Source organism: Bacillus sp. EB600 (genome assembly GCF_024494385.1).
Classification (GTDB): Bacteria; Bacillota; Bacilli; order Bacillales; family Cytobacillaceae; genus JAEVLT01.
The window spans coordinates 151257-165071 of the sequence record NZ_JAEVLT010000003.1 but is presented as its reverse complement, the minus strand read 5'-3'; the positions used below and the strand labels follow the sequence as shown (position 1 = coordinate 165071).

Annotated in this window: 11 protein-coding genes; 1 reads left to right on the top strand and 10 read right to left on the bottom strand. The window is 41.2% G+C overall.

Annotated features, from left to right (window positions below; genetic code table 11):
- Positions 1-101: 101 nt before the first annotated feature.
- Positions 102-1004, top strand: coding sequence for a glutamate biosynthesis transcriptional regulator GltC (gltC, locus tag JN080_RS05120; protein ID WP_256234845.1), 903 nt, complete (start codon positions 102-104; stop codon positions 1002-1004).
- Positions 1005-1283: 279 nt separating this feature from the next.
- Here gltC and JN080_RS05115 read toward each other — a convergent pair whose 3' ends face one another.
- The 10 genes from JN080_RS05115 to JN080_RS05070 form a co-directional block, all read right to left on the bottom strand.
- The gene (locus tag JN080_RS05115) at positions 1284-2123 is read right to left on the bottom strand and encodes an alpha/beta fold hydrolase (RefSeq protein ID WP_256234844.1); all 840 of its coding nucleotides are present in this window, start codon (positions 2121-2123) and stop codon (positions 1284-1286) included.
- Positions 2124-2433: 310 nt separating this feature from the next.
- Positions 2434-3780: a 2-hydroxycarboxylate transporter family protein gene (locus JN080_RS05110; protein ID WP_256234843.1), complete on the bottom strand. Its 1347-nt coding sequence runs from the start codon at positions 3778-3780 to the stop codon at positions 2434-2436.
- A 174-nt stretch (positions 3781-3954) separates the two neighbouring features.
- Positions 3955-4662 carry a response regulator gene (locus JN080_RS05105; RefSeq protein WP_256234842.1) on the bottom strand — a complete coding sequence of 236 codons (708 nt, stop codon included), beginning with the start codon at positions 4660-4662 and terminating at the stop codon, positions 3955-3957.
- Entirely contained in the window at positions 4659-6260 is a 1602-nt protein-coding gene (gene dcuS / locus JN080_RS05100) for a DcuS/MalK family sensor histidine kinase (protein ID WP_256234841.1), read from the bottom strand. The genes JN080_RS05105 and dcuS overlap by 4 nt, the downstream gene beginning before the upstream one ends.
- A 157-nt stretch (positions 6261-6417) precedes the next feature.
- Positions 6418-7176: a sulfite exporter TauE/SafE family protein gene (locus JN080_RS05095; protein WP_256234840.1), complete on the bottom strand. Its 759-nt coding sequence runs from the start codon at positions 7174-7176 to the stop codon at positions 6418-6420.
- 402 nt (positions 7177-7578) lie between these two features.
- Entirely contained in the window at positions 7579-8826 is a 1248-nt protein-coding gene (ystJ, locus tag JN080_RS05090; RefSeq protein WP_256234839.1) for an NADP-dependent malic enzyme, read from the bottom strand.
- A gap of 1031 nt (positions 8827-9857) precedes the next feature.
- Entirely contained in the window at positions 9858-10406 is a 549-nt protein-coding gene (gene hxlB, locus JN080_RS05085; RefSeq protein WP_256234838.1) for a 6-phospho-3-hexuloisomerase, read from the bottom strand.
- Positions 10407-10409: 3 nt separating this feature from the next.
- Entirely contained in the window at positions 10410-11051 is a 642-nt protein-coding gene (gene hxlA / locus JN080_RS05080) for a 3-hexulose-6-phosphate synthase (RefSeq protein ID WP_256234837.1), read from the bottom strand.
- Between the two features lie 239 nt (positions 11052-11290).
- Entirely contained in the window at positions 11291-12268 is a 978-nt protein-coding gene (locus JN080_RS05075; protein ID WP_256234836.1) for a LacI family DNA-binding transcriptional regulator, read from the bottom strand.
- 266 nt (positions 12269-12534) lie between these two features.
- The gene (locus JN080_RS05070; protein WP_256234835.1) at positions 12535-13815 is read right to left on the bottom strand and encodes an MFS transporter; all 1281 of its coding nucleotides are present in this window, start codon (positions 13813-13815) and stop codon (positions 12535-12537) included.

Here is a 13815-nt window from a genome sequence, read left to right as displayed (position 1 = left end):
TATTTTATTTATCTTAATTTTATGTTTTCCTAACGATATAAACAATATATAATTTATATTAGATTAATCTAATTTTTAGATGAATGAAGGAGGCAGCAAAAGTGGAGCTGCGACAATTACGATATTTTATCGAGGTAGCTGAACGTGAGCATGTTACAGAAGCAGCTGAAAATTTAAATGTTGCCCAATCAGCCGTGAGCTATCAGATTACTAAGCTGGAAGAGGAGCTAGGGGTTAAGCTACTGGAACATGTCGGCAGAAACATTAGGATTACCCAAATCGGAACTACCTTTTTACATGATATAAAAAATGCAGTTAAGTTGATTGATGAAGCAAAGGAAAAAATTAATGAGTATCTCGATCCGCAAGCCGGGACAATCAAGATTGGTTACCCAACAAGCTTGGCCAGATATTGGCTGCCAAATGTCATTTCTGCCTACAAGGAAATCCTGCCAAATGTTAACTTCCATTTGCGCCAGGGATCCTATTCCTACTTAATTGATGCCGTTAAAAAGGGGGAAATTGATTTGTCCTTTCTCGGCCCTGTTCCCATGAAGGATCCTGATCTTGAGTCCAAAATTTTATTTATAGAACCCATCGTCGCCCTGCTTCCGAACAGTCATCCTCTGGCCGACAGAAAAAGCTTGTCTTTAGGTGAATTGCGAAATGAGTCATTCGTGTTGTTTCCAAAAGGGTATGTCCTCCAAAAAATTGCGGTAGAAGCATGTAACGAGGCTGGCTTTGAACCAAACATTACCTCTGAGGGAGAAGATATGGATGCCTTAAAAGGTCTTGTTTCAGCAGGAATTGGCGTCAGCCTTTTACCTGAAAGCACATTCTATGACTCTATTCCCAGGTTTACAGTCAAAATCCCGATTAATAGCCCGCAAGTCCAGCGAACAGTCGGTGTGATCATACCGAAAAAAAGAGACCTTGCCCCTGCCGAAAAGAATTTCTATCAATTTCTTATTCAATTTTTCAATAGGTTAGAGCGGTATATGTGAGCCTCTAGTGAAGATATCCGTCTCTTTTAATTATCTATTCCGCGAATTCGACCATGTATTCCGCGTGAATGTGATTACATTCCGTGCGTTTTCGCTAACATTCCGCCGTATTCACAACTTTTTTCCGCAAATGTCACAATTTGTTAGATCTTACAACAGCTTAAGCTATGTCTAAGACCACATTCTTAGTGAAATTAACCAAAAAAGAGAGCAATCACATTGTGATATGCTCCTCTTTTTTAGACTGAGTAAGTAATTACCTTCTCCCTACTGATTCCTCTATGCCTCAATTTTCTTCAAAAACTTCTCAATATAGCCATTGATATCTTCACGGTTTTCAAAAACCATGGTGTAGTGGTTACAATCGGAAATGACTGTTTCAATGTTTTTTGTATAGGCTTGTGTATCTTCGTAATCACGTAAGTAAAAAAGCGGCGGCATCGCGCCGATTTCTCCCTTTGCATACACGAGCAAGACCGGACACATAATTTTCGAGCAAATTTCCTTTACTTCAAACGTATAAAAGCTTTCCGAATCGCCTAAAATACCCGCTTCGCTTGATTTATTTTTCCAATAATCGCCGACAGGTTCGACCTCATATTCGACTATGTCCTGCAATATGTCATTCCAGCTGATGCCCAAATGACTGTAGATTTGTTTGGCTTCTTCAATATAATGGTCCTTCGATTGATATTCTTTACTAAGCCGTCCTAAAGATGGCTTCACAATCGCTCTTTGGTGTTCAGACATCCTAGCAGCACCGTCAAGGAGTACAACGGCTTTTACTGATGGTAATTTGCTGGCTACAATCGCTGAAATAAACGCACCCATCGAGTGTCCTATAAGAATAGGATTTTCAAGCTTTAACATTTTGATTAATCCGATGATATCCTCTGCATGTTTAAAGATGGATGGCTCTGGATCGGTGCTATCACTATTCCCGCGTCCGCGCAAATCCAGGGATATCACCCGATACTCACCCTTGAGTTTTTCAGCATAATAGTGCATATATTTGTGACTTCCAGTTAAACCATGAATCATAACAATCGGGCCTTTTTCACCCGGATAATCCACCACTTGAAGGTTATTCCCATTAATATTTTTTTTATAAAATTCCACTTTACTTCCTCCCCTTATTAAAAGAGCCCTTTAAAACAGTCAGATAGCATTTTTGTAATAAATGGTATCCCTCAATTTTAAAAGGCTCCTATCCTTCGTCGACTAAGGTTCATGAATAGTTCAAATATTACAAATTTTAAATATGTATTCGTTTCCTCTATTATGGTACATTTTCCAATTACCCGCAATCATTTTTTCCAAAAAAGCGGAAGCTGGCGCACACCCTCCTGTCAGCTTTTTTGAGGAGCTGAATGTTCAATCCACCATCAAAAAAAGTAAAAACGGGCCGTGTCAGCACGGCCCGAAATTTCTAGCTAAAAAGTTTCAATAACATGATTGCTACGATAACAGTTGCAGCACCGCCGATTCTTGTTGAAACCTGTGCGAATGGCATTAATGACATCCGGCCGGAAGCTGAAAGAATCGCTACGTCCCCAGTTCCGCCTAAACCACTGTGAGTTCCTGTAACAATTGCAGAGTCAATCGGGTACAGTTTCATTAGTTTTCCTACAAAGAAACCAGAAGCCATCATTGCCAACACAACGGCTGCACAAACAATTACATATCCGGGTGTAACAATTTTTACAACATCCTTAAGCGGAATATAAAGCATTCCTAATCCAACCATTAATGGCCAAGTCAAGCTGCCTGATACAAATTTATATAAGTGATAGGCACCTTGTTCCATTTTAGGTGGCATAACTTTAACTGCTTTTACAATTGCTGCTGCAAGAATCATTAACACTGGTCCAGGAATTCCTAAAAATTTATTTCCCAGTCCGCCAAAGATAAAGAAGCTGCAAGCAATGAGCAAGCCTGCGCCCATTAGTGAGAAATCAATCGGCTTATCAATTGTCGTTGCTTCTGTGATACCGTCGCCGCCTTTTGTTTTAACTAAAACGCCGTTACCAGTAAGATGCGGTTTTTTCCTGCCAATGTTTGCAAGAACACCGGCACAAATGATTGCAACAGTATTACCAATTACAGCGGCCGGAATTAATTGGCCGACAAATGATTCAGATGCTTTTCCAAGTACTTGTCCATAACCGAGTGTAAGAGGTAAAATGCCTTCTCCGATTCCGCCACCGATAATTGGAACAACAATAAAGAAAAATGCGTGTTTCATATCATATCCAAAAAGCATTGCTACAAGTACACCTGCGGCAACAGCGGCAAGTGTTCCGACAATCAGCGGAACAAACATGCGAATGAACCCTTGAATCAAAGTACGGCGATTCATCCCAAGAATACTGCCGACAACTAAAACTGAGATATATAAGTAAAGGAAGTTTGATGTTTTCATCAGTTGGGTAGTTGCATTTATTGTAGTTTCGTTAAAAACATTCAAATACACTAAAATTGACGGAACTAAGAGTGCTAAAATAGCAGGACCACCAATATCCTTTAAGATTGGAATCTTCATTCCAACTTCACCAAAAAATATCCCCAGTACCATGATAATGGCAAAGCCGCCGATCATATCAGCGGGAAGCAGTTTATAGCTTGCAGATGCTAGAATAACAGCTGCGATTATGAGATAAAGCGGTAATGGCACTACCCCTATTTTTATACTTCCAAATTTAGCAAAAAAACCTTTATTATCTTGTATCCCACCCTCAACAGCGGTAAGCGGTTCCATTTTTTTAGCTGGTTCCATACGTTCATCCCCCTATTTATTTATGTTTTAATAATAGGCCGAAATAAAACGCTTTCATAGTTTATGTAAATTAAATAAGTGTTTTTGTAAATAAAAAAAGTGAAAGCGTCCAAACTAGGAGCAGGAAGCTGTAGCTGGATTGCTTTATACGTCCAAAGAAAAGTCCAATGCTGCTTACAAAAAGTTTTTAATGAGATGTTCCTTAAATGGGTTAAATTCATGCTGGTAAACGGGTCTTCCAACTGTACCGTAAATCACCTTTACGTCAAGAATGCCAATTTCCTTTAAAAAATTTAAATACTTACGGACAGAAACACGCGAAATTCCAACGAGCTTCACGACATCCTCGGTTGAGAACGGGACATGTTTCAGTTCTTGAATTGCTTCCCAAATTTGTTTTAAGGTATCTTTTGTTAGTCCCTTTGGAAGATCTTCAATCAGCGGCTTTTCCTCGCGGTGCAAAAGCTGCTGATCCAACACATCTTGGTTAATAAACTGTTGAGTATGAATGAGCCTAGATTGTTCCTTATAGGAAACCAACGCCCTGTTAAAGCGTTCAAATTCAAACGGTTTAATTAAATAATCAACCGCCCCGTATCGTAAGGCTTTTTTAATCCTTTCCATATCAGATGCTGCTGAAATGATAATCGCATCTGTCTCTTTCTCATGTTCGCGGAGGTAGGTTAACAGATCTAGTCCTTGTTTCCCTGGCATAAAAATATCCAAGAGAATAAGATCGATCTCTACTTTTTCAATGATCTTAATGGCCTCGTCAACTGATGCGGCCATTGCGATCAACGTAAATCCTTGCACTTTCTCAAGATAGCGCTTATTAAATTCAGCTACCATTGGATCATCTTCAACAATCATTACTCGGATCATCCTGGCTCCCCCTCTGCTATATATGGTAGATAGACGGCAAAAACGGTTCCTTTTCCTGGCTTTGATGAAAGAATTACTTCCCCCTCCAGTTTTTTAATCGCTTGTGAGACAAGATACAGTCCTAACCCCCTATTTTCGCCATTTGTGGAGAATCCCTTTTTAAAAATTTGGTTTTGCAGCTCCTCACTCATGCCTGCTCCTGTATCTTTTACTTTGATTGTTAAAATATCATCCCCATAATCGAACTCGACAGCTATTTTTTTGACTGAACAATCGGCAACAGCATCGATGGCATTATCGATGAAATTACCAACAATCGTAATGAGCTCGTGGGTAACACCGGAATCAGCCGGCTGCGGCAGCGGGTGATCACAGGAAACAATTAACTCTGCCCCAGATTCTCTTGCATGACTAAGCTTTCCAATTAAAAAACCAGCTAGCACAGGGTCCTTTATCCTCTTTGTAACGGAGCCAATTTCAGTGTTCCGATGGTCAACCGTTTCATTGATATAGTTGACTACTTTATCGTAATATCCCATATGGATCATCCCCATAATCACATGTAGCTTATTCATAAACTCATGTGCCTGGGCCCGAAGTGCGTCAGCATATATGCGCACTCCCGTCAGTTGTTCGGCGAGCACCTGGATTTCGGTTTTATCGCGAAAGGTAGCAATTGCCCCGACTACTTTATTCCCAACAATAACAGGCACACGATTGGTTAAGAGGGTGATCCCATTTAGATTCTGTTCTTCATCCAATTCGACTTTACCTGTCTTTAAAAAATCATTCAAGTGGGCTGTCGACATATATTCCTCGATATTTGTTCCAATCGGATTTTCACGCAGCCCTGCTTTTTCAAACAGCTTTAACGCCGCTCGATTAACGAGTGTTATTGTTGCCTCTTGGTCAACCGCCACAATTCCCTCGTGCACCGATTGCAGCATGGCGCTTCGTTCTTCTAATAATTTCGCAATCGCAAACGGCTCAAGCCCAAGTAATATTTTTTTAATATATCTTGCTAAAATAACAGCCCCGAGAACACCGATTAAGACGCCAATGATCGTCCCAATAAAGATCCCAGTCCGGCTCTTATTGACGGCCTTTTGCACATTATCTAGAGAAATTCCCACTGCAACTGCCCCGATCTGCTTTCCTTTTTCGTCTTTAATTGGCGTAAAAGATCGTAATGAAGGTCCAAGCGAGCCCTTTGAAATTGACTGATGCTCTTTCCCTTTTAGGACAGGCCCTTCATCACCACCTACGAAGGGTTTTCCTATCTTTTTAGGATCGGGATGGGATTTGCGGATCCCCTTCATATCCATTACTACAATAAAATAGACGTTCGTGGCCTTCGTGATTTCATTGGTAAACGGTTGGATATCCTTTTCATTCCGTTTTCCGCTCATGGCCTCAATCACAAGCGGACTATGTGCTACCATACGTGCTACGTTTCTCGCCTTCTCAGCCTGACTTTCTTCCGTCCCTTTAGCTACTCTCGTACTAATAAGCAAATCCGTTATCAGCAGGGAAACTGTGACCACAAGACATACAAACATAATAATGACTGACTGTAAGCTCCATCTTCCCTTTCTCATATTTCCCCTCCATCCTTTGAAAGGTTGCTGGCTTCACCTTTAAAAATTTTTCAACCTATGGCAGATACCTTCTATATTTTGTAAGGCACCTGTCCTGATTTGTTAACGCAAAAAGGCTGCAAGGATTTCTGATAAAAATCGTTTGCAGTCTTTGACTCTATCTTTTACTTATTAACATAATCGCTCCTGCGATAATAGGTGTTAGCACCATCGCTCCTTTTAAGACTGGCTGCGGTGCAAGGGTTGTAAACTTAGCGCCAACATAGGAACCGATCATGGTTCCTGCCACTACTTCCACTAACAGGGTAAAATTTAAGTATCCCTGAAAATAGTAGCCAACTCCACCTGCTAACGCAATGGGCAAGATCACAAGCATAGTTGTCCCCACTGATTGTCTAAGCGAAAGACCCATGATGACAAGCAATCCAATTTGAATGAAAGGAGCCGCACCAATCCCAAATGTACCAGACAATAGTCCTGTAACAAGACCGACAACAGCCGCTTTCTTAATTAGCAATAGGTTCCCAGCTGCCTCTTTATGACGGTTTGTCTTTATTTTTTGAACAATAAACAAACGGACGACCAAGATAATGGCGGATAGAAATAACATTCCCGCTGTTAGCCAATGCAAAGATTGCACTGGAATCAAGCCGGCCAGCTTGGAGCCAAAATAGGAAGCAACTGCACCAAATCCGCCCACAATCAGACCCGTTTTAACCGCAATGTTTCCTTGGCGAAAATGGCTGAAAGCCCCCGACAAAGTGGTAAACACCATCGCTGCCAGTGAAGTTCCTAATGCTGTATGAATCGGTACTCCAAAGAGAACCATTAAAATCGCAATAATAAAGCCAGAGCCCCCGGCTCCAACAAATCCTAATAACATTCCCAGTACAAACATCGTCAGCGCAATCGCCAACCCAATCCCCTCCATCAGAAAAGCGGAAGCGCCCGTTTAGCGCACGACAGGACTGGAGCACACTGACTGAGATAAAGGAAACACGAAGAGCGTTAGCGCATTCGTGCTTAACTTATCGTAGGGAAGTGGGCGAAGTACACTAGTCGCTGGGCGCTGCAGCTAGACAGTTCTCAAGGCTAAAAAATTTTACTTTCTTTACTAACTAAAATGTCTTTCTAATTCTGCCCGATTGCAGTTCCTCTATCCCCTGAAAAAAACAACCTTTTCATCGCCTAGCTCTATTAAAAAATTACTAACCCAATTTGATTCTGCACCCATTTCTCAAAATTTGAAAGACTATCTCACCCTAGGATGAGATAGTCCTACTTATACAACTAGCTATACTTTTTAGGACCAGCTTACTTATACAAGCGCTGGTTGTTTTTGTTCTGCAAATGCCAATAAGCGCTTTTTGATATCCTCGACATTGACAATTCTTTGAGCAACATCTGTTTCTATTGCAGCGTTTGCAACTGCAGAAGCTACATGTGCTGCAACCCGAGGGTCAAATGGATCAGGAATAACGTGATCCGCATGAAGCTCTTCATCAGAAATTAAACCAGCAATCGCATATACTGCAGCAAGCTTCATTTCCTCATTGATTTCCTTGGCATGGACATCTAATGCACCGCGGAAAATTCCTGGGAAGGCAAGCACATTATTAACCTGGTTAGGAAAATCTGAACGCCCTGTACCAACTACAAGTGCTCCTGCTTCTTTTGCTTCATCCGGCATAATTTCCGGAGTTGGGTTAGCCATTGCAAAAATAATTGGATCACGATGCATCGAACGAACCATTTCCTTTGTTACTGCTCCAGCTGCTGATACACCAACAAATAAATCAGCGCCAACAAGTGCATCAGCTAATGTGCCTTGTTTCTGCTCTCTGTTCGTGATCTTCGCCATTTCATCTTTAAATTTATTCATTCCAACCGGACGGCTTTCGTAAATGATGCCTTTTGTATCACATAAAATAACATCTTTTACACCCATAGATAGCAACAGCTTAACAATCGCTACACCTGCTGAACCCGCACCATTGACGGCAACCCGAATGTCTTCAATCTGTTTATCTGCTAATTTTAAAGCGTTGATTAACCCGGCTGCTGTTACAATCGCGGTACCATGCTGGTCATCATGAAAAACAGGAATATCACAAGCTTCGCGAAGGCGGGCTTCAATTTCAAAGCATTGCGGCGCTGCAATATCCTCTAGATTCACCCCGCCAAAGGTTGGTTCTAACAGCTTAACGGTTTTGACGATTTCGTCAGTATCAGTAGTACCTAAGCAAATCGGGAATGCATCTACATCCGCGAACGATTTGAATAGCACTGCCTTTCCTTCCATAACAGGCATCGCTGCTTTTGGACCGATATTTCCAAGCCCCAGGACAGCCGTTCCATTTGAAACAACGGCAACAAGATTCCCTTTTGAGGTGTAATCATAGACCTTACTCTCATCTGCATGGATGTCCAAGCAAGGCTCAGCCACACCTGGTGAATAGGCCAAACTTAAATCCTTTGCATTATGGACCGGAACCTTCGAATAGACTCCAACCTTCCCTTTATGTTCCTTGTGCATTCTTAACGCTTCTTCGCGTAAAGTTGACATTGAATATCCCCCATTTTTGTTAAAATTTTAAACCCATAGTCGGGTGTAAATGTAATATTAAGTAAACTAGTAAAACGGCAACCAACTCTAGTAGCAGCACAACTATATTTGTGCTATTCTAAGCAAACGTAGATGGAGTTCAAACACTTTGTCCCAGTTCCTCTGAAATTTCATTTCGTAAACGCTTGCATTTCTTTATGAAGTGGACCACCATCATTTCTACTTCATCTTAGTCTCTTCGTCCGAACTTTTATAGATTTTGTAATTAAAAAAATCAAAGGTTCACAAAATGTTCTTTTCCTGTGCTTCCCTGCTGTTCTTAATGTAGTTGTTGATATTGGGGGCTAATCGGTTAAACGAAATGGAGAATTTTGAATATGGAGAAGATCATCGCATTAATGTAGAATCACTTGGCATATATGTAGAATACCTTGGTAAATATGTCGAATCCCTTGCCAGACATGTAGAATATCTTGGCTAACATGTAGAATCACTTGCCAGACATGTAGAATCACTCGCCAAATATGTAGAATCACTCGCCAGACATGTAGAATCACTCGCCAAATATGTAGAATCACTTGCCTAACGTGTAGAATCCCTTGGCAAACGTGTAGAGTAACATGCCAAACTGCGCCTTCTATAAAACCTATGCTGTTGCCAAGCATATACTATAATACGATAAAAATACCCTAGAATACGATTATCTGTAAGTAAATAGGAGTAGATTTCATGGGATTCTTCGACTTTTTAAATAATAAATGTGCAATCTGCAAAAGAAAAACCACACCGTTAAGAAAATACTACAATGAAAAAGGCAAGCTAATCAAAATATGTATACCTTGTTCAGAATACGCAGAACGCAGAGCCTACAGGCTAAAGAAAACTCGCTGATTGGCAAGCTGCAAGCGATGACAGAAGCGTAGGTGTACTTATGCGTTCAGAATTTATGGATATCAATTCTGATTAGCTAAAAAATAACTAAGATTATTTAAAAGGTGCCATCCGAATAATGAATGGCACCTTTTAAAAATTTACTCTAAATTGCTATGGCGTTTTAGTGCCTCTGCGTTGTCGATGTCATTAAGCTTGCTGAATTCCAAGCAGACGGCATCAAAGACAATATGCACGCATTGGTCAAATAATGAACCGAGTGGTTGGATCGTTTTGAGTTCATTCTCACGACGGTACTTCGTTGCTGCGGGTACGTGAATAATTTCGGTTGCTGCAGCTGCTACCGCCGACTCGGGATTCGTTGTTACTGCGATCACCTGGCAGCCAAGCGCTTTTGTTTTTTCAGCTGTCCAGACCACGCTCTTCGTGGTGCCAGAACCGGAAACAGCAACTAATAGATCGCCTGCCGCAATTGCTGGGGTAATTGTTTCTCCGACCACATAAACAGTAGCACCCAAATGCATTAATCTCATCGCGAACGATTTGGACATCAGTCCAGACCGGCCCTCCCCGATAATGAAAATCCGCGATGCCTTCTGGAGTGTTCCTGCCAATTTTTGAAGTTTTTCTTCCTCCACCTGACTTAAAACCGTTTCAATTTCGGTTAAAATTGTTGAAATGAGTGCCATGACCTATTTCCCCTCTACTTGTAAAATTTTTTGTTTAAACTGTGCTGCCGCTTCTGAAGGGCTGTTTGCTTTTGTAATCGCCGAACCGACGATCACGACGTTCGGGTTCAATGTCGCTTTTAACTGTTCAAGTGAATCCAGCGTGATTCCCCCGGCAGCGGCGATCTGCAATCCACCCTCTTCATACAGCTTGCTTTTTATTGTCCCACGGTTCGCAGCACCCAACTCCTCCTGCTGGTCCTTACTCACATGCTCACAAAAAATAGCATCCTTGTATTTCCGAAGTTCTATTTTTTGCTGTTCAGTTGTATTCAATAAATCAATCATGATCTGTTTGTTGTAACGCTGAGCGACCTCCAGGCAAGTATCGATTGTAACAAGCGGTGAAACGCCCATGACCGTGGCCACGTCAGCACCGGCTTTAAAGCACATTTCAAATTCATAACGTGCATTATCAATTGTTTTCACATCAGCGACAATTGTTTTATGTGGAAATGCATTTTTCAGCTCTTTAATACTCGTAACACCAAATTCTTTGATTAATGAGGTCCCCACCTCTATCCAATCAACCGAATCTTCAACTTTTCTTGTTAAAGCGATTGCATCAGCAATTTTCATTCGATCCAATGCCAATTGTATTTTCATGATGAGTGTTCTCCTTTTTCCTGGTAGATAAACCGATTTACTAAATCGGTTTATAAAAGAATTATATCTCTCTTGTAAGCGGTTTTCAATAGACGAGAGGTGACATCTCTGGTTATTTTTTGAAAAAAGGAGAGAGTTATATTAATCCATTTTGGAAAAAGAAAGCGGGCGCCGAATTTCGTTCATTTTTAAAAGAAGACACCATTTCAATCATAAAAAAAGAGTGGCCACTTTCATGCCTACTCTCTCCAGCTTGGAAAAACAAACTCCCCCGGTGCTCTGTCTACTTTATTAATTTGATCAAATAAAAGCTCAGCTGCCTTTTCGCCCATCTCTAGAGCTGGCTGGTTAATAAAGGAAATGGGTGACTCGAGCAAATCGTTAAACGGGATATTGTCAAAGACAACTAGTTCCAGATCCTTACCCAGCTGAATACCCTTCCTCTTCAGAAACTTCATAACCACCAAAAAGACGCGGTCATTTCCGGCAAATAACGCTGTCGGCTTCTCCTCTAATGAAAAAAGCTGCTCCAGCTTACTTGTCATTTCAGGCAAATCGGACTCAATTACAAAATTTGGATTCATTTTTAAACCAGCATCAGCCAATGCCTGTTGATAGCCTTCAAATCGGCCACGCCGAGTACTAATCGTCAGCGGCTGGGCAACAAACGCAATGTTCTGATGACCATTCTTTATGAAATCGGTAATTGCAGCATATGTCGACTCATGATTGTCTGTAACAACGGAAAACACATCAACATCTTCAACTTTTCTGTCCACAAACACGACTGGATATCCTTCATCGATCATCCTTTTATACAAATCATGATTTTGCCCGTTTGGAAAAATGATCAGGCCATCGACCTGCTTGGCCCGCAGCATCTCAACATATCTTTTTTCCTTTTCCGGATTGTCATCGGCATTACACACAATCGCGTGCAAATCATTCCTTTGGCAAAAATCCTCGATGGCGCGAATAACCGATGTCGAAAAATAATGCAAAATATTCGCCACGATGATCCCCACCATTGAAGTCCGCTTTTGCTTCAAGCTCCGAGCGAGCGTATTTGGATGGTACCCAAGCCGGTCTATCGCTTCTTCAATCTTAAGCTTTGTCTTTTCTCCCATATACTCATACCGTTTATTTAAATACTGTGAAACAGTGCTTTTTGAAACGCCTGCCTCCTTGGCCACATCGGCCATCGTCACTTTTTCCATAAATTCTGCCTCTTTCATTTCCCTTTCAACAGGTCATGGGAAAGGTCATGGGGACGGTTCTCATGTCCTTGAAGTGGGTACGCAAGAACCGTCCCCATGACACCTACCAATGATTTCATTTTAGCGGCAAAGCCACTAATTATCCAGCCTGCTAAATTTCTTTTTTTATTTTACAAAAATCCCCCTTTTGAATCGATATCTTGCTGGATCAATCGCCTAATAGGAAAAAGGATGACAGCTGTGAACTGTCATCCGCAAATTTCCTTTTATGCACCCATTTTTACATCAGACTGACTTTTGCTCTTTTTCGCTGCGTTTACCGCCCAAACCGTTAAAATCGCGGAAAGGAAAAGAGAACCTGCCATAAAGATGTATGAAGCAGAAAATCCGCCTGTTGCTCCGTTCAAGTAACCAACGACATAAGAACCTGCAAATGAACCAAGTGCGCCCATACTGTTAATCAACGCCATTGCTCCGCCGGAAACGTTCCGTGGCAAGATTTCAGGAATGATTGCAAAGAATGGACCATAGGGAGCGTACATTGTACCGCCGGCAATGACTAACAAAACAAATGAAATCCAAAAGTGGCTGGTTCCAATTGCATAAGAGATATAGAATGCGACCGCACCAATCAATAAGAATGGCCATACAAACGCGCTGCGGTTTAACGTTTTATCAGAGAAATAAGAAGCGACAAGCATTAACACAACTGATAAAATGTATGGTACTGACGATAACCAACCAGTTTCAACAATACTCATATTTGGAGCTGCCTTAATAATCGATGGAAGCCACATAACAAATCCATATACACCAATGCTCCACAGAAAATATTGAGCACTTAGTAAAATAACTGGTTTTGACCTAAATGCTTCGCCATAGTTTTTTACAGGGGCGATGCCTTCTTGTTCTTTTTCTAATTGTGCTTCAAAATCACGTTTTTCTTGATCTGTTAACCATTTTGCATCCTTCGGTTTATCATCAACGATTTTCCACCAAATAAATGCCCAAATAACAGCTGGAATACCTTCTGCAATAAACATCATTCTCCAGCCAAACGAGTTAAGCAAATAACCTGAAACAATTGTCATCCACAATACCGTTGCCGGGTTTCCTAAAATTAAGAAGGTGTTGGCACGTGACCGTTCCTTCTTCGTAAACCAGTGGCTTAAGAATACAAGCATCGACGGCATAACCGCACTTTCAACGACACCAAGCGCAAAGCGAATGACAAATAATAATTTTATATTCGTAATAAGTCCTGTTGCTGAGGCTAAAACGCCCCACAAAATTAATGACCAGAAAATTAGTTTTTTGGCACTCTTTTTTTCAGCGTAACTGGCACCAGGTACTTGGAAAAAGAAGTATCCTAAAAAGAACAGTGAACCTAATAAAGAAGATGTTCCTGGTGTTATATGAAGATCCTTTGCTAATCCTGATGCTGCACCAAAGCCATAGTTGGCACGGTCAAGGTAAGCTAAACTGTAGGTGATGAAGGCAATTGGAATAAGACGTATCCATCGTTGTTTGGCGATTGTTTCCATCAT